The following is a 26,305-nucleotide window of genomic DNA, read 5'->3' as shown; positions in this document are numbered from 1 at the left end:
CCCCCCCCCCCCTTCAGCTCCCTTGGTGCGCTCCCTGCGCCCCCTGACTGCGCCTTCCCTAGGAAAGACTCTCAAAGACAAGACTACGGCCCCATCACGGTTCTCCGTGATGGGGCCGTAGCTTCGCGTAGTTATTAACTCAGAGTTGCATCAGCCATGTAGCCACTAGCTCTTAGAGCTGACGACCAACGTGGGCCTCTGCGCGCTGACGCTCAACCATGTGCGGGTAGTGCAGCTCGAACGCCGGGCGCTCCGAGCGGATGCGCGGCATCGAGGTGAAGTTGTGGCGCGGCGGCGGGCAAGAAGTAGCCCACTCGAGGGAGTTACCGTAACCCCACGGGTCATCAACAGTGACGACCTCACCGTAGCGCCAGGACTTGAAGACGTTCCAGACAAACGGGATAACAGACAGACCCAGGATGAACGCACCAACGGTGGAGATCATGTTCAGGGTGGTGAAACCGTCAGTCTCGAGGTAGTCGGCGTAACGACGCGGCATACCCTCGTTACCCAGCCAGTGCTGGACCAGGAAGGTCAGGTTGAAGCCGATGAAGGTCAGCCAGAAGTGAACCTTTGCCAGCTTCTCGTCGAGCATACGACCAGTCATCTTCGGGAACCAGAAGTAAACGCCCGAGTAGGAAGCGAAGACCAGGGTACCGAACAGGGTGTAGTGGAAGTGCGCCACGACGAAGTAAGTATCAGAGACGTGGAAGTCCAGCGGTGGGGAAGCCAGCATAATACCGGTCAAACCACCGAACAGGAAGGTCACGATGAAGCCGAGAGCGAAAGTCATCGGAGCCTCGAAGGTCATGTGGCCACGCCACATGGTGCCCATCCAGTTGATGAACTTAACACCGGTCGGGACCGAAATCAGGAAGGTCATGAACGAGAAGAACGGAAGCAGAACGCCACCGGTCACGAACATGTGGTGTGCCCACACAGCCATGGACAGACCTGCAATAGACAGGGTTGCGAAGACCATACCTGCGTAGCCGAACAGCGGCTTACGGGAAAAGACCGGAACGACCTCGGTGATGATGCCCACGAACGGCAACAGCAGGACGTAGACCTCTGGGTGACCGAAGAACCAGAACAGGTGCTGCCACAGCATTGCGCCACCGTTTGCCGGGTCGTAAATGTGACCGCCCAGCTTACGGTCGTACAAAACACCAAGAGCAGCTGCAGTCAGAATCGGGAAGATCAGCAGAGCCAGGATCGAGGTAACCAGGATGTTCCAGGTGAAGATTGGCATACGGAACATGGTCATGCCTGGTGCACGGAGGCACAGGACAGTGGTGGTCATGTTAATGGCGGAAGCGATGGTACCGACACCACCAACACCGACACCGACAATCCACAGGTCAGAACCGACACCCGGAGAGTGAATCGGGTCAGACAGCGGGGAGTACATGGTCCAACCGAAGTCAGCAGCACCACCCGGGGTCAGGAAGCCCGACAGCATCAGAATGCCACCAATGGTGGTCAGCCAGAAGCCGAAAGCGTTCAGACGCGGGAAAGCCACGTCCGGAGCACCAATCTGAAGTGGCAGAATGTAGTTAGCAAAACCCCAAACAATCGGGGTACCGAACAGAAGCAGCATCACCGTGCCGTGCATGGTGAACATCTGGTTGAACTGCTCGTTAGAAAGGAACTGAAGTCCTGGGGCGAAGAGCTCAGCACGGATAAGCAGAGCCATCAGACCGCCGACAAAGAAGAACGAGAAGGACATAATGATGTACATGATGCCCAGCTTCTTGTGGTCGGTCGTGGTCAGCATTTCCCACGCCCAGCTGCCCTTACGCTCATGTCCGAACGGCTGCGGCCGTTCCGGCGCTACAACGCCATGATCTGGACGAGGCGCTACTGCAGTCATTCTTCCTCCTTACTACGCGAAGATTTCCTGTAACTCACTACAGGGATTTTAAGTTTTGTCCTTGTGAGAATAGTGCAGGCGAGTACGCGACGGCGAACCCACCTACCGCTATGTGCCAGATTCTAGTCTGAACCTTGGAAAAAGTTAAGGCTAAGGGATTTTCCGGCTCACTTCCCCACTCAGCTAAGCACACTATTAGTTTCCTGAGAATTGTCTTAACCTGGGCTAACGCCTATTTAGCAGGAACCGTCGAGGCTAGGACTACTACCCCCGTGTGTGTGCTGTCACCAGAGTGAGGCTCGATGCGGAATGTTCCCTACACCTGTGCTTTTAGAAGTCCCAGTCCTCATCCTCGGTTACTTCAGCCTTACCCATGACGTAGGAAGAGCCGGAACCCGAGAAGAAGTCGTGGTTTTCGTCAGCATTCGGCGACAGGGCCGACAGGATCGACGGCGAAACGCGAGTCTCGTCGGCCGGGAACATACCCTCATAGCCCAAGTTGTTCAGAGCCTTGTTGCCGTTGTAACGCAAGAAACGCTTGACATCCTCGGTCCAACCGAGTTCGTCGTACATCTCTTCGGTGTACTGAATCTCGTTGTCGTAGAGATCAAACATGAGGTCGAAGGTGTAATCCTTCAGCTCGTCACGTTCGGCCTGGGTCAGACGCTCCAGGTTGCGCTGGTACTTGTAACCGATGTAGTAACCGTGAACTGCCTCATCACGAATGATTAGGCGAATAATGTCCGCGGTGTTGGTCAGCTTGGCGTGGCTGGACCAGTACATCGGCAGGTAGAAGCCCGAGTAGAACAGGAAGGACTCCAGCAAAGTGGAAGCAACCTTCTTCTTCTGCGGATTATCGCCCTCGTAGTAGTCGAGGATAATCTTGGCCTTCTTCTGCAGGTACTCATTCTCCTCGCCCCAACGGAACGCATCCTGAATCTCAGGAGTCGACGCCAGCGTCTGGAAAATCGACGAGTAGCTCTTTGCGTGCACCGATTCCATGAAGGCGATATTGGTGTACACAGCTTCCTCGTGCGGAGTCAGCGCATCTGGAATGAGTGATACTGCACCTACCGTGCCCTGGATGGTGTCCAGCATGGTCAGACCAGTGAACACGCGCATCGTGGTGCGCTGCTCCAGTGCGTTGAGCGTATTCCAGCTCTTGATGTCATTCGACAGCGGCACCTTTTCCGGCAACCAGAAGTTACCGGTCAGACGATCCCAAACCTCGAGATCCTTATCATCAGGAATCGTGTTCCAGTCAATAGCCGCAACTGGGCATGCACGCGACTCTGGATTCTTCTCACGGTGGGCCGGAGTCGAGGGTGGGCAATCATCGAAACTCACGTGGAAACCTCTCCCTTTTTCATTGATATTGCCGTTTTTCGAACACACCTTATATATAAGGAACGTCCTTCACTCTTTACGAGTTCAAACAGCGACTGCAGCGGTGGCTATTCCAGCCTTGTCCCACTACAAAACGTCAGGCTCCCGATGAAAGGAGCCACTACCCTTAGCAGCTTACCCACACCCGCATTATTAAGCACGCGGCCTAGAAGAAATCGCCCCACTTGCCGAGTCTTGTTCCCGGTGCCCCTCCCCTAACCCCACGTCACACAAAGAACAAGGTGCTTGACGACGCAATGTCCGTCGTCAAGCACCAAGCGCAAGATGTTGCGCGAACCTAGGCGTGAACCTTCTCTCGGTTTTCCGCCGTGTCGTTGATGATGCGGTCGGAGATGACGTACACCAGCAAACCTACGACAGCCATGAGCGCGAGCAACCAAGCGATGGTAGCGGAGACCCCTTCTGCTTCAGACTGCGCGATGGAGAGGGTACTGAAGAAGGCCGGTCGAGAATCAACAAGCATGGCCGTTAACGCGATGCCAACCGGTACGGCAATGTTGATCGTCAGATTGTAGAAACCGATTGCAACACCGGACTTGGCGGCAGGAATGTTCTGCAGTGCGGTCGCGACCAACGGCGCATACATGAGCGCGAACCCTGATGGGAACAGAATCATGGAGACGATAACCGTGGCAACACCGGCCCCCGGCAGCACTGCGGGGATGAGCAACGCCACGATGATGATGCTGATAGCCGCGACAATGGCCTGCTTCGAGGGCAGGAACTTGGCAACCTTGCCAGACATTACACCGACGATGACAGCGCAGAGGTAGCCCGGCGCGAGGATATAGGCAGCACCGTCGAGGTTGATGCCATAGAGCTCGTCGACCATATACGGCAACAGAATGGCCGAATACCCCAACTGGACCATGTAAACCACGAGCACAACAATCAGCGCGCAAACGTAGCGAGCATTGGTAAAGAACGACGGGCTGACCACGGCGTTGTCATGTGTCCGGATGTGCCAGACAAAGAGCGCGACGCCCAGCGCAGCGGCAACCAGCCACCACCATTGGAACTGCTGCATGAACAGCATCACCGCAGTGGCGATGACCGCGATGAGGAACAGGCCAAAGATATCCAGGTGACTCTTCTGCTGCTGCTCCTCCGGAACTGTCTTGATCAGGAACGGAATGGCAACTATCAGAATGAGCGAAATCAGGAACATAGCCGGCCAGGAAATGTAGGTAGCCACGATTCCCGAGGTCAACGTTCCAATCAGCAGCGCGGCTTGGAAGGCCGCGGTGGAAAAGCCGAGGTAGGTTTTCTGATCTTCTGGGCTTAGGTACTTGGTGACATAGATGACGTAGAGTGTCTCAGCCGCCGCCAGGCCGGCAGTTTGAATAATGCGGGCAGTAAGCACGATTGGCCATACTCCCTGGAAGAAATAACCCAGTAGAGAGCCCACGGCGACGAAGCCGATACCGACAATCATCAATTTGCGGATACTGATGCTGTCCGCCAATGCGGCGTACACCACCGCTCCAATGCCAATCAAGATACCGGCGAGTGTCGCCTGCAGACTGGCCGTGGAGACACTGAGGTCCAGAGATTCCGCAATCGGCTTGGTCATGAACTTAAAGCCATTGTCCAAGACCAAACAGAATACAAAGGAAAACAGCAAGACCGGGACTGCGGCCTTAGGGTTTGGCGCGGCAGCCTTGGACGCTGCGCTTTCACGGGGATTCACGTTCAAGCTGGTATTGCTGGCGGGATTGCTCATCGCACTGTACCTATTTCACACTTCAAGCCAATTGATTGCGGACCAGGACACTAGAGTCGAGCCAGCGGCAATGCCAGCTCCATCATCGTCGTGAAGGCCTTCTCACGTTCTTCCGGAGTGGTCTTTCCACCGGTGACGATGTTGTCCGACACAGTGAAGATTCCCATGGCCTCCACACCGGCCTCGGCGGCGGTGGCATAAAGGCCAGCAGATTCCATCTCCACCGCCAGCACACCCATGCGTGCCCAACGGTCGTTCACATCATCCTGGAAGTTGTAGAAAATATCGCTGGACAAGATGTTGCCGACGTGTGTAGTGATGCCCTGCTCGCGGGCACGATCGCGAACATCTTCAATCAGACGGAAAGATGCGGACGGGGCGAACGTTCCCGGCAAGTTGTACTGCGATAGAAAATTGGAGTCCGTCGATGCCGTCTGGCCGATAACCACGTCATACAGGTCCAGCTCCGGCTGCAACGCGCCGCAGGAACCGACGCGAATCAGCTTCTTGCAGCCGAAAACATGGATAAGTTCCCAGGAGTACAGCGAGATAGACGGAATGCCCATACCGGATCCCATGACGGACACTTCCTGCCCCTGGTAGGTGCCGGTAAAGCCCAACATGTTGCGAACTTTGTTGAACTGAACGACATCGTCCAAATAGGTCTCCGCAATGAACTTGGCACGCAGCGGGTCACCTGGCAACAAAATGGTTTCTGCAATCGGCGCACCCTTTGGGTTGATGTGTGGAGTGCTCTTACCAGTGGTATCGGACATGGCTTCCAGCCCCTTCCCCCACTAGCCGTGGGTGAAAATTATGCGAACATTGGTGTACCACTGCCCAGGTTAATTACCTGGATTACAACCGTCAATAGTGATATTTACATTTGTTCCCAATTGGGTGGAGTGACGAAAAAGGCGCGAGAATCTCCCGGCAAAACTCGGGGAAATTCTCGCGCCTTCAATGCGCTACAACTGAAGCACTAGATGCCTAGCCCTCAAGCACGCTTGCTTAAAGCATGCAGGATACGCAACCCTCGACCTCAGTACCCTCCAGCGCAACCTGACGCAGGCGGATGTAGTACAGAGTCTTAATACCCTTGCGCCATGCGTAAATCTGCGCACGGTTGAGGTCACGAGTGCTCACCGTGTCCTTGAAGAACAAGGTCAGCGACAGTCCCTGGTCAACATACTTGGTAGCGACCGCGTAAGTGTCAATGATCTTCTCGTAGCCGATTTCGTAGGCGTCCTGGAAGTACTCACGGTTGTCATTGTCCAAGTGCGGAGCCGGGTAGTATACGCGACCGATCTTGCCCTCCTTGCGGATCTCAATCTGAGATGCAATCGGGTGAATCGACGAGGTCGAGTTGTTGATGTAGGAAATCGAACCGGTCGGCGGCACTGCCTGCAGGTTGCGGTTGAACAGGCCGTACTCCATGACGTCGGCCTTCAGTTGCGCCCAGTCCTCAGCGTCCGGAATGTGCGCGGTGGAGTTCTCGAAGATCTCCTTGACGTGCTGAGTCTTCGGCTGGAACTCTGCCGGATCGAAGTTATCGAAGTACTTGCCGCTGGCGTAGTCGGAGTTCTCAAAGTTGACGAACTTCTGACCGCGCTCGCGAGCAATCTTGTTGGATGCGCGCAGGACTGCGTAGAGCACTGCTGCAAAGTAGGCGTTGGTGAAGTCCAGCCCCTCTTCCGAGCCGTACATAATCTTCTCGCGGCCAAGGTAGCCGTGCAGGTTCATCTGCCCCAGGCCGATCGCATGGGATCCGTCGTTACCCTTGCGAATCGATGGCACCGAGTCAATAGAAGTCTGCTCACTGACCGCAGTCAGGCCACGGATGGCAGTCTCGACAGTGCGACCAAAGTCCGGCGAGTCCATGGTCATCGCAATATTCAGCGAACCGAGGTTACAGGAAATGTCCTCACCCACGTGCTCGTAGGACAGGTCCGCATTGTAGGTCGACGGGGTGTTGACCTGCAGAATCTCCGAGCAGAGGTTCGACATGTTAATGCGGCCCTCAATCGGGTTCGCGCGGTTAACCGTGTCCTCGAACATGATGTACGGGTAGCCGGACTCAAACTGAATCTCAGCGATGGTCTGGAAGAACTGACGCGCGTTGATCTTCTGCTTACGAATACGCGGGTCCTCGACCATATCCGCGTAATTCTCGGTGATGCTAATGTCCGCGAACGGCTTACCGTAGACACGCTCGACATCGTACGGGCTGAAGAGGTACATGTCGTCGTTACGCTTGGCCAGCTCGAACGTGATGTCCGGAATGACAACGCCGAGCGACAGCGACTTGATGCGAATCTTCTCGTCCGCGTTCTCACGCTTGGTATCCAGGAAGCGCATGATGTCCGGGTGGTGCGCGTGCAGGTAGACAGCGCCTGCACCCTGGCGAGCACCCAGCTGGTTAGCGTAGGAGAAAGAGTCCTCCAGCAGCTTCATAACCGGGATGACACCGGAAGACTGATTCTCGATGTGCTTAATCGGAGCGCCCTGTTCACGCAGATTGCTCAGCAGCAGCGCAACACCACCGCCGCGCTTGGACAGCTGCAGCGAGGAGTTGATGGCGCGGCCAATGGACTCCATGTTGTCCTCGATACGCAGCAGGAAGCAGCTCACCGGCTCGCCGCGCTGGGCCTTACCGGAGTTGAGGAATGTAGGAGTAGCGGGCTGGAAGCGTCCGGCGATGATCTCATCAACCAGGTGCTGCGCGAGCCCCAAGTCGCCGTCGGCAAGCGTAAGAGCAACCATGCACACACGGTCTTCGTAGCGCTCCAAGTAACGCTTGCCGTCGAAAGTCTTCAGCGTGTACGAGGTGTAGTACTTGTAAGCACCCAGGAAAGTCTGAAAACGGAACTTGTGGGCGTAGGCCTGCTTGAACAGTGCCTTGACGTCCTCAAATTCGTACTTCTCCAGAACCTCAGCCTCGTAGTAATGGTTCTCTACCAGGTAATCGAGCTTCTCCCGCAAGTTATGGAAGAACACAGTGTTCTGATTGACATGCTGCAAGAAGAACTGTCGCGCAGCCATGCGGTCCTTATCGAACTGAATCTTGCCGTCTTCACCGTACAGATTCAGCAGCGCATTGAGCGCGTGGTAATCCAGCTTGTCCTCGCCCACCGGCTCCGCGACCTGCTTGCCCATTTCCGACACGTTGACTCCTTTAATATTCATTTGCCTGCGCAGGGTCTGTTCAATCACTGCCCAGAGCAATCCAATCTAGCTATTTTCCTCGCGCACCGCTTTACGACGGCTTCCGCGAGCGCACCCATTCGGTTGTCTCAGTGCCCCTTCCCTCGACACTGAGGCTAGCCAACTTAAGCGCTGGCTCTACCGTGGAAGAACTCCTCTAGCCCTTCTCTGACTCGCTGCACATCATGGTCGGTTCCCATCAGCTCGAAGCGATATAAATATGGAACCTTGCACTTGTAGGAGATGACATCCCCTGCTTTACAGAAGTCCTCACCGAAGTTGAGATTGCCGGCAGCAATCACACCTCGGATGAAAGAGCGGTTGTGCTCATTATTAAGAAATTTGATGACCTGCGGAGGAACTGGCCTTGAGTTACCGCCGCTGATGGAAGCGCCGCCACCATAAGTCGGGCAAATGAGGACGTAGGGCTCATCGACGATAAGCTCCGGCTCATTACGACGGATGGGAATGCGGGCATTTTTGATATCTAGCTTTTCAACAAACTTGTGTGTATTCCCCGTCGCCGAGGAGAAATACACCACCAGCATGAGAGCTTCACCCTTTACATCGCAAAACCCCCGCAATCTTCGTTTCCCGGGTGGTCAACGAAATCTGCGGGGAGGTGTGTGATTCTTAAGCTGCCTGGAGAGCCTTGATGCGGTCCGGGCGGAAACCCGACCAGGTCTCAGTGCCAGTGTCAACGACCGGCGCCTGGAGATGACCGAGAGCCATGACGTAATCTCGAGCCTCATCATCCATGGTGATGTCGACGATATCGTAGGCAATTCCAGCCTTATCGAGGGCGCGAGTGGTAGCGCGGCACTGGACACATGCAGGCTTGCTGTAAACGGTAACCATGACTCTCACAAACTTTCTGGCTTTGAGTAAGACCAATGAATCGGATCGACTTCGTACAAACAACGGAAGCGGCCGAGGAATCAGCGGATTGATTGAATGACTGAAAGCTCCCGGAGGTCCATGAGAAACCGAGTACGGGTGGCCGACAGATCCTTTTAGCTATCCTTGGCTCGACATCGAAAACACTACACTTGGCGCCTAGAAAACTCTAGTCATACTAGATGTAGTACTCACAACCATGGTATTCCCTGTTCGGAGATCTCTGGCGCACAAGATGTTGTACACAGACGCACCACAACCTTGTAATTTCACGCTAAAAATTCTAGAAAATCGTAGAAAAACAACTATCGGCGCATTTTGGTTAAACCAATTACTGCAAGACGGCTCGAGGCCAATCACACCAATACCAGGCGCCGCACCGCCCCTCCCCTTCCCTGTCCCTCCCCTGCCCAACTTCGGACTCAGCAGCGATCTCAAAAAATCACGGGCTGCACATGTGAACACGGGCTGCACATGTGAAACTGTGTAAGTTTATGACACTTTCAAGCCATTTTTCGAGCCATTTCTGTCATAAACGTAGTCAGTAACTTCCATCGCCCCACCGCCGCCAGCCATAAACGCAGTAACCGCCTGAACCTCCCCTCCCTAAAAACCAAAAACCGCAACCTTTAGCCACAGTAAAACTGCGACTTCAGATTGCGGTTTTGGCAATAAATGAGGAAGCTATTTGCTTCGCGCTAGCCTAAATAAGGCTTAGCCCTGGCGGGCCTTGAAGCGCGGCTCCTTCTTGTTGATCACGTAGACCTTGCCACGACGGCGCACGACCTGAGCGCCCGGCTTGTTCTTCAGCGACCGAAGGGACTTGCGGACCTTCATTCGGGCGCTCCTTTCTACTCGGCTCCGAAACGGGAATGTGCACACTGCACTCTCCCCGGACAATCACCCCAGTGACTGCCTGGCAACGCACCCTTCCTGATAATCCGAAGAAATATCAAAGAGTATGCGTTACGACACGAGTTGCCATACTACCTAATAAGCGGAATAACTCCAAAAATCCGGGGGAAACATGTCCTTTGACGGTCAACCCCAAGATTGCAACTCCCCACGTTGCAACTGCCTCCGCTTCTCTATTTGGCAGCGGCAATCATGTACTCGCGGACCTCGGCAAGTGTCTTGCCAGAAGTCTCCGGCACCGCCTTGATGGTGAATACCAGCGCAATCGCACCCGTGATGGCAAAGAAGAAGAATGACCACGCACCACCGACAGCATCCACCATCGGGAGAAATGCCTGCGCCACAAACCAGTTCGCAACCCAGAGCGCGAGCCCTGCCAGCCCCATACCCAGGCCACGGGCTTCTGTCGGGACAATCTCGGAAATCAGGAGCCAGGTCGCCACCGACACAGCCGCCTGCTGAAATACGATAAATACAGTCATCAGCAGAAGCGACATCATGGCACCCGTCGAAGAGTTACTCGACAGGCCATAGACGGGCGCCAGCACGAGCAGCGAGCTTGCACAGCCCACCAAACCGATAATCAGCATTCGCCGGCGACCAACGCGGTCAATAATGCTCATACCGATTGCACACGAGATCACCGAGGCGATACCGATGATGATGGAGGTGTAGACAGAGCTTTCCGTCGACAAGCCAACCTTGTTCATCATCGTCGGCGCGAAATACATAATCGCGTTCGCACCCGTGACCTGCTGCGTCACGCCAATCAGCATCGCAATGATGACGGTGCGTCGCACCCACGGGGTTTTCACAGCCAGACGCTCTGCTGCACGCTGATCGGCGCTTGACGACGCCTCACCAACGGCAACCTCAGCCAAGGTCGCCTCATCTCCCTGCATCTGACGCAGCACGGCCAGCGCCTTGCCCTCCTGTCCTCGACGGACGAGGTAGGCCGGTGTGTCCGGCAGAACCAGCATGCCGATGAGCAGCACGATGCCGGGGACAGCGCCGAATCCAAGCATGAGTCGCCAGTTACCGGAGGAGGCTAGGGCGGAGTTGGTGAGGAACGCCACCAGCTGACCAATCACGATCATCAGCGAGTTCAGGCTGACCAGGCGTCCACGCACATGCGGTGGTGCCATTTCGGAGATGTACATCGGTACGACGATGGAAACACCACCGATACAGACGCCGAGCAAAGTACGCGCAGCACCCAGCGAAAACGCACTAGCAGCGAAAGCGCACCAGATACTGCCGATGATGAAGCCGACCGCTCCGAGCAGGATGGTGCCACGGCGCCCCAGGGAGTCCGCTACGCGACCGCCCAGGAACGCACCGATAGCCGCACCGACCAAGAGCATGGCGGTGACAGTGGACTCCTGTCCTGGAGTCAGCTCAAAAGAGCGCTGGATATACAGCAGCGCGCCCGAGATGACACCGGTGTCGTAACCAAAGAGGAGGCCGCCCAGAGCGGCGATGATAGCCACGGCTATCGACCGAGATGTGGTGGTTTCCCGGTTCGGTCCAGTCTTATTCTGTTCGGTTGTACTCACGCTGGAAATCTTGCCACCGTCCAGGCAAAGACCCCCTATCCGAACAGCACTTACTCGATAAAGATGAGAGTTTTGGCACTCTTCTGGCAGGAAAATCATCCCTTTTCCCGTCCGGAACTAGCGGTAGAGTGAGGCTCATGACCCCAGTAGGCACACAGGATTTCCCGCATCCCCTCCAGTCGGAGATTATTAACGACCTCCACGTCCAGCCCACCATCAATGCCGCCGAGGAAATCAGCCGCCGAGTCGATTTTCTCTGCGATTATTTCCGCACCGCGCACGCCAAGGGATTCGTGCTCGGAATTTCTGGCGGCCAAGACTCCACGCTGGCCGGGCGTCTAGCGCAGTTGGCCGTCGAAAAGCTTCGCGACGGCGGTGAGGATGCCACTTTCATTGCCATTCGCCTCCCCCACGGCGTCCAGGCCGATGAGGACGACGCACAGGTGGCACTGCAATTCATTCAGCCTGACCAAAGGCTAACTATCGATATCGCACCGGCCACCGCCGCGATAACCACCCAGGTCACCGATGCCCTGGCCGGCAGCGCTATCAGCGATTTCAACAAGGGAAATATTAAGGCCCGCATGCGAATGATTGCCCAGTACGCAGTGGCGGGTGTTGACGGCGCTTTGGTCATCGGCACAGATCACGCCGCGGAGGCGGTCACCGGCTTCTACACCAAGCACGGCGACGGCGCCTGCGACCTCGTCCCGCTGCAGGGGCTGAGCAAGCGCCAGGGCGCGGCCTTACTCCGTCACCTCGGCGCACCAGCCAGTACGTGGGAGAAGGTGCCGACGGCCGACCTGGAAGAAGACCGCCCTGCGCTTCCCGACGAAGTTGCGCTCGGGGTGACCTATACCGCCATCGACGACTACCTCGAAGGCAAGGCTGTCTCAGATGAGGATGCCGCGCGAATCGAGCACCTCTACTCCATTTCCCGGCACAAGCGAGCCGTCCCGCCCGGACCGGCCGATTCCTGGTGGCGCTAGGCTACTGCCCCGGGCCACCGATCTAGCGTCCCGGACAGAGCAGCAAACCCCTTAAGAGAAGGCCTCCGCGCCAGCGTCCCAAATAGCCCCAACTGCGGCCAAGCTGTCTGCCGCACCGGCTTCGGCGCTGGGTTCCAGCGCAGGTGAACCATCCTGGACGAGCTCGGCGGTCACCAAACCGTGGGCGAACGCCCACATGGCCAATCCCTTAGGCTCATCGCCGGCAACCTTAATGAATGCATCGCGAATCCAGGCATCCAACGACGAAGGCGAGACGACATTCACGAAATTAGTGCGACTCATCAGCCGGTAACCATGCGGATCGTCGAGAACTGCCTGGCGGTACGCCTGCAGCAGAGACGCCGAAGTGCATTCCTCATCAATGGCAGCATGAATACGCTTGCCCAGATTCTCGAGGCTCTCGGTCAGCAACAGCTGAAGGAGCTCTTCTTTACCGCTGATGTGCTTGTACAGCGATGGCGCCTTCACATCGAGCCGCGCCGCTAGGCGGCGCATGCTGATAGCACTCCAGCCCGATTCGCGCAGCATCGCGCGCGCTTCATCTACGATCTTCTGCATACGTGGAGACTGCCTGCGCACATCGGGCTGCGCTGGCACCCCATCGGTCGATTCTATGGTGCACGTCACATTTGCGACTGTAACGGGTTGAATCTCACTTAGGGCGCTTTTGGGTAATTTAACCCAACAATTTTTAAAAAACAGCTAACGGCGGTGCTCAGTCACTAAAAGCTGCCTTTGCACGCTGCTATCTCTGCTTCACGACGGAGCCCCACCGTCGTAAAGCAAAAGTGCCGTATGCCACCGCTACACTTCGTAGCGATTCGGCTCCTCCCCGAGGTGGAAATGGCGACCCGAAACATCGTTCGGGGTAATGCGCACGTAGTTGTACTTTAACGTCGGCAGCCAGGGCTTCAGCGGCAGCTCATCTGCAGCGTTAATATCCGCGCGGGAGGTGAGAACCTCTGCGTCACCCTTTACGATGACCGACCAGGCCTTCTGAGCATCCTTGTCAACAAAGTCGGCCTCAAAAAGAACATCGTGGTTCAGAGAAACAGTAAAGAGCTTCGACCCCTCGGCAGTGCGGAAGTAAATGTTCCCCTCATGAACGACGTAGTTCAGCGGGAAAAGATCCATATCGTCTTTACGACGAACAACCAGTCGCCCAAAAGTCTGCGTAGCCAGCAGCTCAAGGGATTCTTCGGTGGACAGTTTCTGAATAACGGAGTCGTTGTTTGCCATACCCCCAGTATTCCACCGTTCAGACAAAGTTGCTACAGCCATACGGATTACCAATCACTGAAGTAAACGGCGAGCACACTACCCAGGGGTAGATACAAGAAAACCCCGGTCATTTCGACCGAGGGATTTCATACTGGTGGAGCTAACGGGACTCGAACCCGTGACCCCCACACTGCCAGTGTGGTGCGCTACCAGCTGCGCCATAGCCCCAGAATCAACATCGAAGTGGCTTTCACCCTCCGCTGTGGACTCCTCAAAGGCTACATGGCACTGTCATGTATCACCAAATCCGCATGTAGAACACTCTTTTACGTATTCGTCGAGTGCCCTAGAGCAGATCTGCCGAACATGAACTGAAGATGAATCGTGTGAGCGTGCACGGAACCTAGCGCAGGGCCACCTTGACCCACTGCCCCAGTCCGCCATCACCGGAAATGTTCTCCAGAATATCCTTGCCATCGACAAAGACGTGCGGTGAGGAAACCTTGCCCAAGCGCTTCTCAAGGTCATCGAAGTTGGCATTTGCGCTTGCCTTAGCCTCGGTGGTGTCGATGCCGGAACGGACTTCGCTGACAATTTCGTCAGCAACACCGAGCTGCTCCAGACGGTCAGCCAACTCATCATCGCTCCACGTGACAGAGTTCTGCTGGTCAGCCATCATCATTGTGCGGAAGTTCCAATATGCGCGAGCATCACCGGTCTCAGCAATCTTGCGGGCAACCGCGAAGACGCGAGTGGAGTGACCGTCACGCTGCTCCTTCTCCTGACCATCCAGGAAGTTCAGCGTGCGGTATTCAGCGACAAGCTTGCCGTCGTTTAGCGCCTTGAGCTCATCATCGTGACCCTCTTCGCTCATCTGAGCACAGTAGTGGCACGAGAAGTCCTCAAAAATCGTGGCTGTTTTAGCCCCTTCGGCGCCGTCCTTGCTCAGTCGGATGACATCGCCGTCGAGTGCGACGGAGAAGTCGACGTCCTCATCTGGCAGTCCCTCAATCGGCTGCGACCGGCCGATGTAGATAACGCCACCAATAACAACTGCAACGACAGCAAGAAGAGCAATCAGGCCGACGACGAAGCCACTGCCCTTTTCATTTGGATTCTTAATCTTCTGACTCACACCGCTTACGATAGCGGTGTTTTCTTGCCAATGACACAATTGCGCCTGAGAAAACAGAAATGGTTGCTAGGCCCCATCACCTTGCCCCATTCCCCTGGCCTATCCCCTAGGCTTCCCCTCTAGCCAGCGGACTAGGCGTAAATGGCAAACTTCTTCCACGGCCACACGTACACAAATACAGCCAAGGCCAGAAAACCGATGTCTCGGGCGATTGACTTTAGATATGAAACCGCGTCAGCGTTCTCGTCGTAGCCACCGCCACCAAAGCAACCGCAGTCAATCTGCAGGCCGCGCGCCCACGCCGAGATAATGCCGCCGATGAACGCCAGTAGAAGCAACCCCGACAGCACTGCTACCGGACGCAGGAAAAGCCCCAATACCAGTAAGAGTCCGAGGATGACTTCGAAGGCGGGCAGCGCAACCGCTACCATCGGCACCAAATCGCTCGGCAGCAGCTCATAAGCTTGCACTGCCTGACGCGATTCCAGCGGGTTCAGCAGTTTGATAAAACCCGAGTACAACCAAACTGCAGCCAGGCCGAATCGTGCCACCACGCCTACGAAATTCTTCATGCATAGAAATATTAGTACAGGCTAACTGTTTACAGCTAGCCCAACGGATACCGTTTACCCGTTCAGAACTGCCGAGACCACGTCCTGCGCCTCAGCCTGAACCTGTGCCAGGTGATCCGCGCCCTTGAAAGACTCCGCGTAGATCTTGTACTTATCCTCAGTGCCCGACGGACGCGCTGCGAACCATGCGTTTTCCGTAACCACCTTGAGGCCACCAATCGCAGCGCCGTTACCCGGCGCTTCGGTCAGTTTGGCTGTGATGGTCTCCCCTGCCAGGGTGTCGGCCTTGACCTGCTCCGGCGAGAGCTTCTTCAGGATTGCCTTTTGCTCACGGGTTGCGTCGGCATCGGTGCGGGCGTAAGCCGGGGCACCGTACTTATCGGCGAGCTCTGCGTAGAGCTGCGAAGGAGTCTTCTCTGTCACGGCCTTGATCTCGCTGGCCAGGAGGTCCAGGATGATGCCGTCCTTGTCGGTAGACCACACAGTGCCGTCGTGACGCAGGAACGATGCACCAGCGGATTCTTCACCACCGAAACCGATGGTGCCGCCGAGCAGACCCGGGACGAACCACTTGAAGCCGACTGGAACTTCCACGAGCTTGCGGCCCAAATTGGCAACGACGCGGTCGATCATCGACGAAGACACCAGCGTCTTACCGACCGCGGTCTCCTGCGACCAGCCCGGACGGTGTGCGAAGAGGTAGTCAATGGCAACGGCCAGGTAGTGGTTCGGGTTCATCAGACCCGCGTCCGGTGTCACAATTCCGTGGCGGTCCGAGTCCGCGTCATTGCCGGTGGAGATGTCGAACTTATCGCGGTTACCAATCAGGGACGCCATCGCACTCGGCGAGGAGCAGTCCATACGAATCTTGCCGTCTGTATCCAGTGTCATAAAACGCCAGGTCGCATCAACCAGTGGATTGACCACAGTCAGGTTTAGGTTATGCGCATCGCCAATTGCGCCCCAGTAATCCACCGACGCACCACCCATTGGGTCGGCGCCGATACGCACGCCAGCATCACGGATGGCGTCGAGGTTGACAACATTCGGCAGGTCCGACACGTACGCATTGAGGTAGTCGTGCTTTACGACGAGGTCTCCTGCCTTATCCACCAGCTGGCGCTTAACCCCATCCAGGCCCTTAGCCAGGTATTCATTGGCACGAGCTGCAATCCAGTCCGTCGCATCCGCGTCCGCCGGACCACCAGTCGGCGGGTTGTACTTAAAACCACCATCCCGTGGCGGATTGTGGGAAGGGGTAATCACGATGCCGTCGGCACGCGCGGCGCTACTCCCCGTCGGACCTCCCTCCACGTCGCGGTTGTACGTCAGAATCGCGTGGCTGACTGCCGGAGTCGGCGTGTAGCGATCCTGAGCGTCAACCATCACGGTGATGCCGTTGGCCGTGAGCACCTCGAGGGCGGAAATCATTGCCGGCTCGGACAGGCCGTGGGTATCGCGACCGACGTAGAGCGGACCTTCAATGCCCTGGCCCTTGCGGTAATCCACGATTGCCTGAGTAGTGGCGTGAATGTGGTCTTCGTTGAAAGCGCCGTCGAGGGAGGAACCGCGGTGACCGGAAGTACCGAAGACGACCTTCTGGTCGGGGTTATTCGGGTCCGGGTGCTTTGTGTAGTAAGCAGTGACCAGTTCCGCGACATCGATAAGGTCGGATGGCTGGGCCAATTGCCCGGCGCGCTCATGAGCCATTGTGGGTATCCTCCTGCTGAATCGGCGAACTGCGCAACCACCGATTTCACCGCCGACGAGCCGGCCGGAATGGGGAAACCGGACTTAAATGCGCTTCCTCTTCCCCAGTGTCCCCGTTTTAGGGTCAGCGCGCATGGCAGGAACCACTCGGTAAGGCAAACTCGCCCCTGCAATAGGGTGCAGTAGGTAGATTGTCGCGTGCCGACGGGAACACCTCCTGGTGAAAGATTCCGAATTGTCGGCGCCTACCTCCCCTTTCGCCACTGTGCTAGCGTTTTCACCGTGAATGAGGAATCTGTCGTTGCGAAACTGCCATCAGCAGGACGGGCGCAGGTTCTCATGGCCCTGGTTGTCGCCGGCGGTGCCGCTATTGGCGCGGTAAGTCGCTTTCTGCTCGGCGCGGCAATCGATGCGATTGTGAGCTCGGGAACTAGCGCAGTTTCGACCACTGCCATCAACTTGTTGGGCTGCTTTCTCTTCGGCCTGGTCAGCAGTATCGCGTTTGCTAATCCTCGGCTTTCCGCTTTCTGCGGTACTGGCTTTTGTGGCGGTTTCACCACTTTCTCCGCATTTGTCATTCTCTTGTTGGTGCAAGCGGACACGTCAGTCGTACTGATTGTGAGCGTCGGACTTATTCATCTGCTGTGCTGCCCTCTCGCCTACTGGTTGGGCACCAAGTGCGCACGGGAGGTCGCGGAATGACCGGCGATCTCCTCGGCTCTTTTTCCTCGGCACTCTCTGCCATCCTCGCTATCGCAGTTGGCGCGGCAGTAGGTGGAGCGCTGCGCTATGCGCTGGCCGAACTTGCGGTGAAGTGGGCTGATTCCAAACTACCCGGAACGTGGACCGCGAATATGATTGCCTGCTTCGTCGCCGGTGTCGCTGCTGTGGTGTGGTCGCGGGGAACGTCGATAAGCAATGGCATGACGCCTGCTCTGGCCTATGCGACGGTAATGATTGGCTTCGCCGGCGGCCTGTCGACGTGGTCCACACTCGCCGGAGAGATCGTACGCCTTAAGAACCAACACTTTTGGAGGGCATGTGGGTACCTTGCTCTCACACTGATTGGCGGAATAGTTTTTGCTTTCGTCGGAATGTGTTTACCCCCACTTGTGGCGAATTAGTAGCACAATAATCATTTTCTGAGAATTTAATGATCGAATTTAGGCTTTCTACCAGTAAAGTTCCACAGCATGGAAAGCTTCAGCGATTTTGCCTCAGCGGCGGATAGTTTTATTTGGAGTCCGTATCTCCTGATCCCCGCGCTGATCGGCACCGGAATCATTTTGACCATTCGCCTGGGTGCAATTCACCTGGTCAAACTCGGCCCGGCACTGCGCCTCGGACTCATCGACCGTAACGACGAAGACGCCGAGGGAGATATCACCAACTACCAGGCGCTTGCGACGGCTCTCGCGGCAACAGTCGGTGTCGGCAACATTGTCGGTGTCGCTACCGCGATCGGCCTGGGTGGACCCGGTGCGCTGTTCTGGATGTGGGTGACCGGCCTGCTTGGTATGGCATCGAAGTACTCCGAGGCATTCCTGGGTGTGAAGTACCGTCAGGTCGATGCAGCTGGCGAACAGTCCGGTGGCCCGCAGTACTACCTGCGCAAGGCCATCCCGAATGGTTTTGGTAAGACGCTCGGTATTCTCTTCGCCGTCTTTGCTGCGCTGGCAGCGTTTGGTATCGGCAACCTGACCCAGGGCAATGCCGTGGCCTCGAACCTGGAAAACAGCTTCGACATCGATCCGACGCTCTCCGGCATGATCATGTTCATCCTGGTAGGTGCGGCGCTGATGGGTGGCATTAAGTCGATTGGCCGCATCACCGCCGGCTTTGTGCCGATGATGATTGTGCTCTACATCGGTGCGGCCGTGTGGGTGCTCGTCGCCAATGTCTCGGCGCTGCCCGAGACCTTCAAGCTCATCTTCACCGATGCTTTCACCGGCACCGCGGCCGTTGGTGGGTTCGCAGGCTCCACGCTCATTCTCGCCCTGCAGATGGGTGTTGCCCGCGGCCTGTTCTCCAACGAGTCGGGCCTGGGTTCCGGTGCTATCGCCGCTGCCGCCGCATCGACCACTCACCCGGTTCGTCAGGGTCTGGTCTCCATGACTCAGACCTTCATTGACACCATCATCGTCGTGTCCTTCACCGGCCTGGTTATCATCAGCACCGGTGTTTGGCAGGATGGCAACGTCGACACTGGCGCTCTGACTGCTGAGGCATTCTCCCGCGGTCTACCTGGCCACTGGGGTGGCACAATCGTCACGCTGTCGGTTGTCTTCTTCGCATTCTCCACCATGCTGGGCTGGTCCTACTACGGTGAGCGCGCATTCGAGTCCCTGGTCGGTCGCCGCGGCACCGGTCTCTACCGTGCGGTCTTCACCTGCGTAGTCTTCGTCGGCGCTGTTACTCATCTGGAAACCGTCTGGTCCGTCGCCTCGGCTCTCAACGGCCTGATGGCGCTACCGAACCTCATCGGTCTGATTGTCCTGTCCGGGCTCATTGCGCGCGAGACAAAGGCCTACCTCAAATTTGACCCGCAGTTGCGCGCAACGGCGGCAGAGATTGATAAATGGCAGTCTCAGCAAAACTTCGAGGCCTTCAGCAAGAACTAGCTGAAACTAGCAGCTGCTCGTAGGGACTACGACAAAAACTACGAGCAGGTCTGCGCGGTCTCCGGCTTTTCGATTGCCGCAAGCGCGTCGTCAAGCACAGAGACCTTTACCAACTTCATATCGCCTCGGTCGGCAGTCACAGCCTCTGCGCAATTGCCTTCCGGCACGAAGAACATCTCGGCGCCCTCATCTCGGGCGGCCGAGATTTTGTGTGTAATGCCACCGATTTCGCCCACGTTGCCGGCAGCGTCAATAGTGCCGGTGCCAGCGAGGTGCTGCCCCTCGGTCAAATCGCCTGGACTCAGCTTGTCAATCACTCCGAGCGTCATCATGAGACCCGCAGACGGACCTCCAATGCCGCTGAGCTGGTACTCAACCTTGGTGTCGTCCGCGGATTGCGCCCCCATCCCAACGCCGAGCAGCGCGGCATTCTTCTGATGCGGATTTTCCGCCAGTGTCACAGAAATATCGACGGCTTTCTCGGGGTCAGAGTCCTCGCCCTTAGCAGTCTTCTGCTTGTCGACGGTCGCAGACTTGACCCTCAACGTGACAGTATCGCCCGGGTTGCGTCCGGCAATAATCGCCTTGACTTGCTCAGGCTTGCTTACGGCCACCCCATCCACGGCGAGAATCACATCGTCTTCATGCAGTCGCCCATCGACGGGACTATCCGGCACTGTGTAGGCGACGGTGACTTCCATCGGCAACCCGAGATGTGCCAGCGCAGCGGAGGTGGCGTTGGCCTCTGACTCGGTGAATGCAGCCTTGTTCTCCTCTTCCACCTCGTCCTGACTCTGGCCCGGAGGGAAGACCGCCTCAATGGGGACGATATCGTTGTCACGATCGAACCACAGGCCAATGACCTGCGGCAATGTCAGGTTATGTCTGACTGCGACGGTTGTCATATCCAGCGTGCCCTTAGAGAGTTCGGAGTCCGCAGCACTGCCACTGACCGAGATAATGCTCTTGCCCTCGACATCGCTGAGAACATCGAAGACCGGGCCAGGCCCCTGCGCGGCATAGGGCACTGTCAGCGTTGGCAGCGAGAGCACAGTTGCCAACGCGGCGATGGGCACAGCGCCCGCAACAAGAGTTTGGGTACGACGATTCACAAATAACACCCTACATTCTCGCTATCTGCCTACTGGACACCTGATGAATCTTGTCCGTGTCTGTTCGCTGGGCGCGAAGTTGCCAATAAAGTGGTGCTTTTAAGTACTCACGCGGGTCATTGCCCGGTACGGTGGGAGCATGAGTTCTAACGGATTTGGCTTTGGTCCGAACGACAATGATGACGATCGCGACGACGCTGGCAACAATGACTCCGGTCAGGGCGGTCAGGGCGGCCAGGGCGGTCCTTTCGGTTTCTTCGGGTTTCCCTTCGGTGGCATGGGCGGCGCCGGTGGCTTCGGTTTCGGCGGCCCCGGGCAGCCCGGCAGCGGCGCCTCCGGCAAGGGGGACCAGCCGAACTTGGGCGATATTCTCAACCAGTTCGGCGAGATGTTCTCCGGCATGGGGCAGCGATTCCAGGAGTCTAACTCTGGCCCTGTCAACTACGACGCGGCCGAGCGCGTTGCGCGGACCCGTCTTGGTAACCCGGCTCCGGTGAAGGACTCGGCCCGCGAGGCGCTGACTGATTCCCTGCGCCTGGCCGAACTGTGGCTAGATGACGTCACCTCCCTGCCGGCTGGTGTCAACCGCGTAGAAGCGTGGAATAGCCTGCAGTGGTTGGAGAACACCAAGTCGACATGGACTCGCCTTGTCGATCCCGTCGCCAGCCGCATGAGTGATGCCTCCCTCGAGGGTGTTCCAGAGGAAGCTCGCGAGATGATGGGGCCGATGCTGGGCATCATGCGCCAGATGAACTCGATGAGTTTCGGTACTCAGCTAGGAAATGCGCTGGCGGAGTTGGCACAGACGAGCCTGACTGGTTCTGACCTCGGGCTGCCGCTACACACCACTGGTGCGGCGGTACTGCTGCCAACGCATCTCGTCGCTCTCGCGGAGGAACTCGAGGTTCCAGCGCGCGATCTGTTTATCTACGCCACTGCCCGCGAAGCTGCCCACCAACGTCTCTTCGACCGCGTGCCATGGCTGGCTGAACGCATGATTTCCTCTGTCGAGGAATACGCTGCCGGCATCGTCATCGATTACTCGGCGATTGAAGAGGCCGCCCGCGGTCTGGATATTGAGAACATGCAGGATCCGCAGCGTATGCAGGAGGCTATGAGCGAGCTGCAGAATATGGATCTGAGCCCGAAGATTCGTTCTCGTAACGAGAATGCTCGTACTCGTTTCCAGACGCTGCTAGCACTGGTCGAGGGATGGGTGGACATGGTTGTCACCGATGCCCTCGGTGAGCGTCTATCGGGTGCCGCACAGCTGGATGAAGCCTGGCGTCGTCGCCGCGCCACCGAAGGTGCTGAACAGGCGCTGGAGAAAGCCACCGGCATTGACCTCGGATCCCCCAAGGTGCGTGAGGCAACCAACTTGTGGCACCGTCTGACCACCGCTGTGGGCATCGAGCGACGCGACAAGGTCTGGGATCACCCGGACTTCCTGCCCGTGGCAGAGGATTTGGATGAACCCGCGGCCTTTATTGATTCGGTCCTTGGCGGCTCGGAAAACGATGACTTCGACCCGATCGCAGAGCTTGAAGAGCAGCTGCGCAAAGAGGCCGAAAAGCGCGCGGCTGAGGGCAACGACAGTGACGCCGACGACGATAAGTAGCGAGTTAGCTCTGGGTTCCCCAGCGTTGATACGCCTCTAAATAGCCCCGTGCCCGTTCGTGGTACGGGGCTTTTGCCGCCCAATACCAGAACTCTTCGGTATGACCACCGTCGACGAAAGTGTGCACCAGTTCGTGCACAATGACATCGTCGAGGACGTACCCCGGGACGTCGGCAAGCCTGTGCGAAATGCGAATGCGCCCAGGACTATCGACACCGCCGGTGACGGATGCCCACCTGCGCGACATGTTCTTGACCCATTTGATTGACTCGAACCGCGGGCGATCTTCCAGCACCGTACGAGAGAGCAGCCGTGCGCGGCGCTCCAGCTCGGAATTATCCAGGTTGCTGCCAACTTTCTTCCGCACTCGCGCAACAATTTCATTGACCTGCTGTTTTTCCGCAGCGGCGCTGAGATCGTCCGGAACCATGACAATGATCCGGTTTCCCTCCGCGCGGGCGGACACAGTACGGCGGCGGCGCTTCGAGCGCCGAACCTCAACATCCGGGCCGTACTCAGGTCGCTTGGTGCTCATGCTTTTTAAGCGTATATGCTCTGCGCTGCGATTGCGTAAAAGCTGGCCCCGGGGTAAAAGATATTTTTATGGGGGAATACAGGGATACGTCTCGGGGGCGGGATGGTACGGCTGGCGTAATAGGTTCGCACGCACCCGCTGCACAAACACTTGCCGCGCCTGCCACGGACTACGCGCTGCGGCCGGAGGTACCGATTGTCATGCGCCCAGGCGCGCGGATTCAGTTCGGCGTGGAACCGGAGCGCAGCATGATTCTGCCGCTTTCCGACGGCACCCCGCCGGGGCCTGTCTTCTCGGCGCTTCTTGCAGCTCATAGAGGTAGCACCTTAAGCGAGGCCTTTACTGACAGTCACGACAAACTGTCACCGCAGTTCATTACCGCACTTATCTCCGACCTTCACCGAGCCGCGCTGGTCCAAAAACCACCGACACGGCGGAGGATTACGCTGATTGGTCGGGACAGCTTGCGCACCGGACTTTTAAAGGAGCTTCGTCGCACGGGTTGTGGTAGTTGGACGACGGCAATGTCGCCCACCCGCAATGCGACGCTGAAAATATCTCAATCCACACCGGAAGAGATCGGGCTCGCGGTGGTCACGGGCATGGAAGTACCGAGCATGCCCTTGGTTCGCGCTCTGTTTCATCGTGGAATTGAGCATCTGCACACGCATTTCCGCGATGGGGCACTGATTCTTGGGCCACTTGTTCAACCAGGTCAAGGACCCTGCTCGATGTGTTTCGAAGCTTATCGACGAGACCGCGACCCCGTCCGGGCACTGATTGCGCTACAGCTTCGCACTTTTACGCCCGTGGCCGCACCGGAATGGCTGAACACAGCGGTGCCACTGTTGGTTGGGCAGCTGCGGCGGCCGGATCTCTCAGATCTATGTGCAACGGAGGTGCGCATAGATCTGGAAAGCCTCGATATCACTCGCACTACTGTTGCTCCCCACCCGCAGTGCCCAGTGTGTGGTCATGGAAACTCGCAGATGCAGTTCATGTAATTCGAAGTGCCTTGAGCAGAATCTGACTAGGAATTCACGAAAGAATTGACGATTCCCAAGATGCCTTCGCCGAAATGATTGAGCTTCGCTTCTCCAATTCCGGGAATCTGCAGAAGTTCCTCCGGCGTAGTCGGCTGCTGCTCACCGATGGCCAGAAGGGTCGCATCGGAGAAGATTACGAATGCGGGGACCGTCATTTCCCTCGACATTTCCAAGCGCCATGCACGCAATGCTTCCAGTAGTGCAGGATCCGCACTGACTGGGCACTCTTCACAACGCCCTGAAATCCGCTCGGCATCGGTGTGCAATGGCTTAGTACAGCCCTTGCACTGTTTGGACTGCTGACGCTTACTGCGGGAACTAGAGCTCCTTGAGCTTCGCTGTGCCTCAGCCGAGTAGTCAGAGACATCAATGTCGAGTTCATCGAGGAATCGTGTGCGGCGACGTGACCTGCGGCCGCCTTCTGTCCGCGACAATGACCAAGATAGCTCCAGATGTTCGCGGGCTCGAGTAATGCCGACATAGAACAGACGGCGCTCTTCTTCGATGGCTTCCGCCCCCTGCGCAGGAGAACGGTCGAATTTATTCAGCGCATGTTGGATAGGCAGCGAACCGTCGGTAAGCCCAACGAGGAACACCGCATCCCACTCCAGCCCCTTGGCTGCATGCAGGCTAGCCAGCGTCACGCCATCCAGCGTCGGTGGATGTTTGGCCTGCTGCCGAGTGTGCAATTGGCCGAGGAGCGCCTGGATATTGACCTCGGTGTTGGCATGAACGATGTCCTTACACAGGTCGAATAGGGCGCGCAGTGACTGCCAACGTTCCCTGGCACCAGTGCCTTCCGGCTCTTGGTCAGTCATGCCAAGACCCGCGAAAACCTGCTTGACCAAATCCAACAGATTCGTGCCCTGCAATGTCGGAACAGTCCGTGAGGAACGGGAAACTCGCACAAGTGCTGCGATGGCATCGCGGATCTCGGGACGCTGGTAGAAACCGTCCCCGCCACGAACCTGGTAGGCGACTCCTACCTCGGACAAAGCCTGCTCAAAAACTGCGGACTGTGCGTTAATCCGGTACAAAACGGCAATCTCCGATGCCGGCGTACCCGCGTCGATAAGTCGCTTGATGCTGCGCGCGGTCGCGCGAGCTTCCATTGGCTCATCGTCGTACTGATTGAAAGTCGGCTCCGGGCCGTCTTCACGCTGCCCAATCAGCTTCAGCCGCGAGCCGGCGATACGTCCCTGCGCACGGCCGATGACATTGTTAGCCAGACCGACGACCTGTGGGGTCGATCGGTAGTCCCGCTGCAGGCGGACAACTGTGGCTTCCGGGTAGTCCCGAGAGAAGTTCATTAGGTACTGCGGAGTCGCCCCTGTGAAGGAGTAGATCGTCTGGTTGGCGTCCCCGACAACTGTGAGGTTGTCACGGTCTCCCAGCCAGGCGTTGAGAACTCGCTGCTGTAACGGGGTGACATCCTGGTACTCATCGACGACGAAGCACCGATACTGGTTGCGGAATTCCTCCGCCACTGCACGGGAATTCTCCATCGCACCGGCGGTGTGGATGAGCAGGTCGTCGAAGTCAAGCAATAGCCCGTCAGGAGTGGTTTTTATGTCCTCGTAAGCGTGATAGCAATCGACAATTTTTTCCGCAGACAGAGGTGCCGTGCGCCCATGCTCCCGCAGCGCGGCCTGGTACTGATCCGCACCGGCCAGAGTGGCCTTCGCCCACTCAATCTCGCCCATGACATCGCGGATCGTTTCCTTGGAGGTGTCCAGGCCCACCCGGCGTACTGCTTGGGCGACGACACGGAATTTCTTGTCATCCAACAGCTGCCAGGGCATATCACCGGCGACTTGGGGCCAGAAGTAGCGCAGCTGGCGAAGAGCTGCCGAGTGGAAAGTACGCGCCTGGACTCCAGGCGTTCCCATCTTTGCCAGGCGGTCGCGCATCTCCCCTGCTGCACGCGAGGTAAATGTCACCGCTAATACCTTCTGCGGCTGCACAAACCCCTGGTCAATGAGGTACTTGATGCGATGAGTAATTGTTCGGGTCTTACCTGTACCGGCTCCAGCAAGAATGCACACCGGCCCCATCGGAGCCGTTGCTGCCTCGCGCTGGTCTGGATCCAGCCCAGCTAGATAATCCGGCTTGTTCACATCCGCCTCTGAGTAAGTCAAAAGTTGTTAGAC

23 protein-coding genes and 1 tRNA gene are annotated in these 26,305 nt (G+C 57.2%); 6 read left to right on the top strand and 18 right to left on the bottom strand.

Translation table 11 applies throughout. The annotated features are described in order from the left end of the window. Positions 1 to 172: 172 nt before the first annotated feature. The 9 genes from ctaD to HMPREF2751_RS10425 all read right to left on the bottom strand — a co-directional run bounded on the left by ctaD (position 173) and on the right by HMPREF2751_RS10425 (position 11,674). The gene (gene ctaD, locus HMPREF2751_RS10465) at positions 173 to 1,873 is read right to left on the bottom strand and encodes an aa3-type cytochrome oxidase subunit I (protein WP_005511131.1); all 1,701 of its coding nucleotides are present in this window, start codon (positions 1,871 to 1,873) and stop codon (positions 173 to 175) included. 330 nt (positions 1,874 to 2,203) lie between these two features. Then, on the bottom strand, positions 2,204 to 3,220 hold the full coding sequence (gene nrdF, locus HMPREF2751_RS10460; protein WP_016422253.1) for a class 1b ribonucleoside-diphosphate reductase subunit beta: 1,017 nt from the start codon (positions 3,218 to 3,220) through the stop codon (positions 2,204 to 2,206). Positions 3,221 to 3,557: 337 nt separating this feature from the next. Further along, positions 3,558 to 5,003 (bottom strand): MFS transporter, encoded by a 1,446-nt coding sequence (locus HMPREF2751_RS10455; protein ID WP_016422252.1) that lies wholly within the window; start codon positions 5,001 to 5,003, stop codon positions 3,558 to 3,560. A 50-nt stretch (positions 5,004 to 5,053) separates the two neighbouring features. Then, a complete protein-coding gene (deoD, locus tag HMPREF2751_RS10450) occupies positions 5,054 to 5,779 on the bottom strand; it encodes a purine-nucleoside phosphorylase (RefSeq protein ID WP_016422251.1) in 726 nt (241 codons plus the stop codon). Between the two features lie 235 nt (positions 5,780 to 6,014). Then, complete coding sequence (gene nrdE / locus HMPREF2751_RS10445; RefSeq protein ID WP_172620253.1) at positions 6,015 to 8,159, bottom strand: class 1b ribonucleoside-diphosphate reductase subunit alpha; 2,145 nt, start codon at positions 8,157 to 8,159, stop codon at positions 6,015 to 6,017. 173 nt (positions 8,160 to 8,332) lie between these two features. Further along, the gene (gene nrdI / locus HMPREF2751_RS10440) at positions 8,333 to 8,755 is read right to left on the bottom strand and encodes a class Ib ribonucleoside-diphosphate reductase assembly flavoprotein NrdI (RefSeq protein WP_016422249.1); all 423 of its coding nucleotides are present in this window, start codon (positions 8,753 to 8,755) and stop codon (positions 8,333 to 8,335) included. Positions 8,756 to 8,840: 85 nt separating this feature from the next. Then, the gene (nrdH, locus tag HMPREF2751_RS10435) at positions 8,841 to 9,065 is read right to left on the bottom strand and encodes a glutaredoxin-like protein NrdH (RefSeq protein ID WP_005511161.1); all 225 of its coding nucleotides are present in this window, start codon (positions 9,063 to 9,065) and stop codon (positions 8,841 to 8,843) included. Between the two features lie 753 nt (positions 9,066 to 9,818). Further along, complete coding sequence (gene ykgO, locus HMPREF2751_RS10430; protein ID WP_005511141.1) at positions 9,819 to 9,941, bottom strand: type B 50S ribosomal protein L36; 123 nt, start codon at positions 9,939 to 9,941, stop codon at positions 9,819 to 9,821. Positions 9,942 to 10,192: 251 nt separating this feature from the next. Next, positions 10,193 to 11,674 carry a sugar porter family MFS transporter gene (locus HMPREF2751_RS10425; RefSeq protein WP_016422248.1) on the bottom strand — a complete coding sequence of 494 codons (1,482 nt, stop codon included), beginning with the start codon at positions 11,672 to 11,674 and terminating at the stop codon, positions 10,193 to 10,195. Between the two features lie 38 nt (positions 11,675 to 11,712). Here HMPREF2751_RS10425 and nadE point away from each other — a divergent pair, with 38 nt between their 5' ends. Continuing rightward, on the top strand, positions 11,713 to 12,564 hold the full coding sequence (nadE, locus tag HMPREF2751_RS10420) for an ammonia-dependent NAD(+) synthetase (RefSeq protein WP_016422247.1): 852 nt from the start codon (positions 11,713 to 11,715) through the stop codon (positions 12,562 to 12,564). A 51-nt stretch (positions 12,565 to 12,615) separates the two neighbouring features. Here nadE and HMPREF2751_RS10415 read toward each other — a convergent pair whose 3' ends face one another. The 6 genes from HMPREF2751_RS10415 to pgm all read right to left on the bottom strand — a co-directional run bounded on the left by HMPREF2751_RS10415 (position 12,616) and on the right by pgm (position 17,223). After that, positions 12,616 to 13,212, bottom strand: coding sequence for a TetR/AcrR family transcriptional regulator (locus HMPREF2751_RS10415; RefSeq protein ID WP_224784081.1), 597 nt, complete (start codon positions 13,210 to 13,212; stop codon positions 12,616 to 12,618). A gap of 177 nt (positions 13,213 to 13,389) precedes the next feature. Continuing rightward, positions 13,390 to 13,824: a pyridoxamine 5'-phosphate oxidase family protein gene (locus HMPREF2751_RS10410; RefSeq protein ID WP_049190686.1), complete on the bottom strand. Its 435-nt coding sequence runs from the start codon at positions 13,822 to 13,824 to the stop codon at positions 13,390 to 13,392. Between the two features lie 134 nt (positions 13,825 to 13,958). After that, positions 13,959 to 14,034: transfer RNA gene (locus HMPREF2751_RS10405), tRNA-Ala, on the bottom strand. Positions 14,035 to 14,209: 175 nt separating this feature from the next. Beyond that, positions 14,210 to 14,941, bottom strand: a complete 732-nt coding sequence (locus tag HMPREF2751_RS10400) for a DsbA family protein (protein WP_016422244.1) — start codon at positions 14,939 to 14,941, stop codon at positions 14,210 to 14,212. Between the two features lie 131 nt (positions 14,942 to 15,072). Continuing rightward, entirely contained in the window at positions 15,073 to 15,513 is a 441-nt protein-coding gene (locus tag HMPREF2751_RS10395) for a MauE/DoxX family redox-associated membrane protein (RefSeq protein WP_070595971.1), read from the bottom strand. A gap of 54 nt (positions 15,514 to 15,567) precedes the next feature. Further along, positions 15,568 to 17,223 (bottom strand): phosphoglucomutase (alpha-D-glucose-1,6-bisphosphate-dependent), encoded by a 1,656-nt coding sequence (gene pgm, locus HMPREF2751_RS10390; RefSeq protein ID WP_070595970.1) that lies wholly within the window; start codon positions 17,221 to 17,223, stop codon positions 15,568 to 15,570. 282 nt (positions 17,224 to 17,505) lie between these two features. Here pgm and HMPREF2751_RS10385 point away from each other — a divergent pair, with 282 nt between their 5' ends. The 3 genes from HMPREF2751_RS10385 to HMPREF2751_RS10375 all read left to right on the top strand — a co-directional run bounded on the left by HMPREF2751_RS10385 (position 17,506) and on the right by HMPREF2751_RS10375 (position 19,844). Beyond that, positions 17,506 to 17,925 (top strand): fluoride efflux transporter FluC, encoded by a 420-nt coding sequence (locus HMPREF2751_RS10385; RefSeq protein ID WP_224784093.1) that lies wholly within the window; start codon positions 17,506 to 17,508, stop codon positions 17,923 to 17,925. Beyond that, positions 17,922 to 18,347, top strand: coding sequence for a fluoride efflux transporter FluC (locus HMPREF2751_RS10380; RefSeq protein WP_049172850.1), 426 nt, complete (start codon positions 17,922 to 17,924; stop codon positions 18,345 to 18,347). The genes HMPREF2751_RS10385 and HMPREF2751_RS10380 overlap by 4 nt, the downstream gene beginning before the upstream one ends. Before the next feature lie 69 nt (positions 18,348 to 18,416). Continuing rightward, complete coding sequence (locus tag HMPREF2751_RS10375) at positions 18,417 to 19,844, top strand: alanine/glycine:cation symporter family protein (RefSeq protein WP_048733326.1); 1,428 nt, start codon at positions 18,417 to 18,419, stop codon at positions 19,842 to 19,844. A gap of 38 nt (positions 19,845 to 19,882) precedes the next feature. On the opposite strand, the gene HMPREF2751_RS10370 is transcribed toward HMPREF2751_RS10375, so the two are convergent. After that, the gene (locus HMPREF2751_RS10370; protein ID WP_048733327.1) at positions 19,883 to 20,956 is read right to left on the bottom strand and encodes a YlbL family protein; all 1,074 of its coding nucleotides are present in this window, start codon (positions 20,954 to 20,956) and stop codon (positions 19,883 to 19,885) included. A 139-nt stretch (positions 20,957 to 21,095) separates the two neighbouring features. Between HMPREF2751_RS10370 and HMPREF2751_RS10365 the strand changes: the two genes are divergently transcribed. Beyond that, complete coding sequence (locus HMPREF2751_RS10365) at positions 21,096 to 22,574, top strand: zinc-dependent metalloprotease (protein WP_069359468.1); 1,479 nt, start codon at positions 21,096 to 21,098, stop codon at positions 22,572 to 22,574. Positions 22,575 to 22,578: 4 nt separating this feature from the next. Here HMPREF2751_RS10365 and HMPREF2751_RS10360 read toward each other — a convergent pair whose 3' ends face one another. Further along, the gene (locus tag HMPREF2751_RS10360; protein ID WP_016422236.1) at positions 22,579 to 23,109 is read right to left on the bottom strand and encodes a YgjP-like metallopeptidase domain-containing protein; all 531 of its coding nucleotides are present in this window, start codon (positions 23,107 to 23,109) and stop codon (positions 22,579 to 22,581) included. A 68-nt stretch (positions 23,110 to 23,177) separates the two neighbouring features. Here HMPREF2751_RS10360 and HMPREF2751_RS10355 point away from each other — a divergent pair, with 68 nt between their 5' ends. After that, a complete protein-coding gene (locus tag HMPREF2751_RS10355) occupies positions 23,178 to 24,113 on the top strand; it encodes a TOMM precursor leader peptide-binding protein (RefSeq protein WP_070545786.1) in 936 nt (311 codons plus the stop codon). A 26-nt stretch (positions 24,114 to 24,139) separates the two neighbouring features. Here HMPREF2751_RS10355 and HMPREF2751_RS10350 read toward each other — a convergent pair whose 3' ends face one another. Continuing rightward, positions 24,140 to 26,209, bottom strand: coding sequence for an ATP-dependent DNA helicase UvrD2 (locus HMPREF2751_RS10350; RefSeq protein WP_070595983.1), 2,070 nt, complete (start codon positions 26,207 to 26,209; stop codon positions 24,140 to 24,142). Positions 26,210 to 26,305 lie beyond the last annotated feature (96 nt).

This window comes from Corynebacterium sp. HMSC063G05, from assembly GCF_001810555.1.
GTDB classification, from domain to species: domain Bacteria; phylum Actinomycetota; class Actinomycetes; order Mycobacteriales; family Mycobacteriaceae; genus Corynebacterium; species Corynebacterium jeikeium_D.
This window is presented reverse-complemented; position numbering and strand designations above follow the sequence as displayed.

What these genes read in the sequence shown, in the direction of transcription:
- ctaD (WP_005511131.1), bottom strand. Translation starts at nt 1,873, where the DNA reads ATGACTGCAGTAGCGCCTCGTCCAGATCATGGCGTTGTAGCGCCGGAA.
- HMPREF2751_RS10455 (WP_016422252.1), bottom strand. Translation starts at nt 5,003, where the DNA reads ATGAGCAATCCCGCCAGCAATACCAGCTTGAACGTGAATCCCCGTGAA.
- deoD (WP_016422251.1), bottom strand. Translation starts at nt 5,779, where the DNA reads ATGTCCGATACCACTGGTAAGAGCACTCCACACATCAACCCAAAGGGT.
- nrdE (WP_172620253.1), bottom strand. Translation starts at nt 8,159, where the DNA reads ATGGGCAAGCAGGTCGCGGAGCCGGTGGGCGAGGACAAGCTGGATTAC.
- nrdI (WP_016422249.1), bottom strand. Translation starts at nt 8,755, where the DNA reads ATGCTGGTGGTGTATTTCTCCTCGGCGACGGGGAATACACACAAGTTT.
- nrdH (WP_005511161.1), bottom strand. Translation starts at nt 9,065, where the DNA reads ATGGTTACCGTTTACAGCAAGCCTGCATGTGTCCAGTGCCGCGCTACC.
- ykgO (WP_005511141.1), bottom strand. Translation starts at nt 9,941, where the DNA reads ATGAAGGTCCGCAAGTCCCTTCGGTCGCTGAAGAACAAGCCGGGCGCT.
- HMPREF2751_RS10425 (WP_016422248.1), bottom strand. Translation starts at nt 11,674, where the DNA reads ATGATTTTCCTGCCAGAAGAGTGCCAAAACTCTCATCTTTATCGAGTA.
- nadE (WP_016422247.1), top strand. Translation starts at nt 11,713, where the DNA reads ATGACCCCAGTAGGCACACAGGATTTCCCGCATCCCCTCCAGTCGGAG.
- HMPREF2751_RS10410 (WP_049190686.1), bottom strand. Translation starts at nt 13,824, where the DNA reads ATGGCAAACAACGACTCCGTTATTCAGAAACTGTCCACCGAAGAATCC.
- HMPREF2751_RS10395 (WP_070595971.1), bottom strand. Translation starts at nt 15,513, where the DNA reads ATGAAGAATTTCGTAGGCGTGGTGGCACGATTCGGCCTGGCTGCAGTT.
- pgm (WP_070595970.1), bottom strand. Translation starts at nt 17,223, where the DNA reads ATGGCTCATGAGCGCGCCGGGCAATTGGCCCAGCCATCCGACCTTATC.
- HMPREF2751_RS10380 (WP_049172850.1), top strand. Translation starts at nt 17,922, where the DNA reads ATGACCGGCGATCTCCTCGGCTCTTTTTCCTCGGCACTCTCTGCCATC.
- HMPREF2751_RS10375 (WP_048733326.1), top strand. Translation starts at nt 18,417, where the DNA reads ATGGAAAGCTTCAGCGATTTTGCCTCAGCGGCGGATAGTTTTATTTGG.
- HMPREF2751_RS10365 (WP_069359468.1), top strand. Translation starts at nt 21,096, where the DNA reads ATGAGTTCTAACGGATTTGGCTTTGGTCCGAACGACAATGATGACGAT.
- HMPREF2751_RS10360 (WP_016422236.1), bottom strand. Translation starts at nt 23,109, where the DNA reads ATGAGCACCAAGCGACCTGAGTACGGCCCGGATGTTGAGGTTCGGCGC.
- HMPREF2751_RS10355 (WP_070545786.1), top strand. Translation starts at nt 23,178, where the DNA reads ATGGGGGAATACAGGGATACGTCTCGGGGGCGGGATGGTACGGCTGGC.
- HMPREF2751_RS10350 (WP_070595983.1), bottom strand. Translation starts at nt 26,209, where the DNA reads ATGGGGCCGGTGTGCATTCTTGCTGGAGCCGGTACAGGTAAGACCCGA.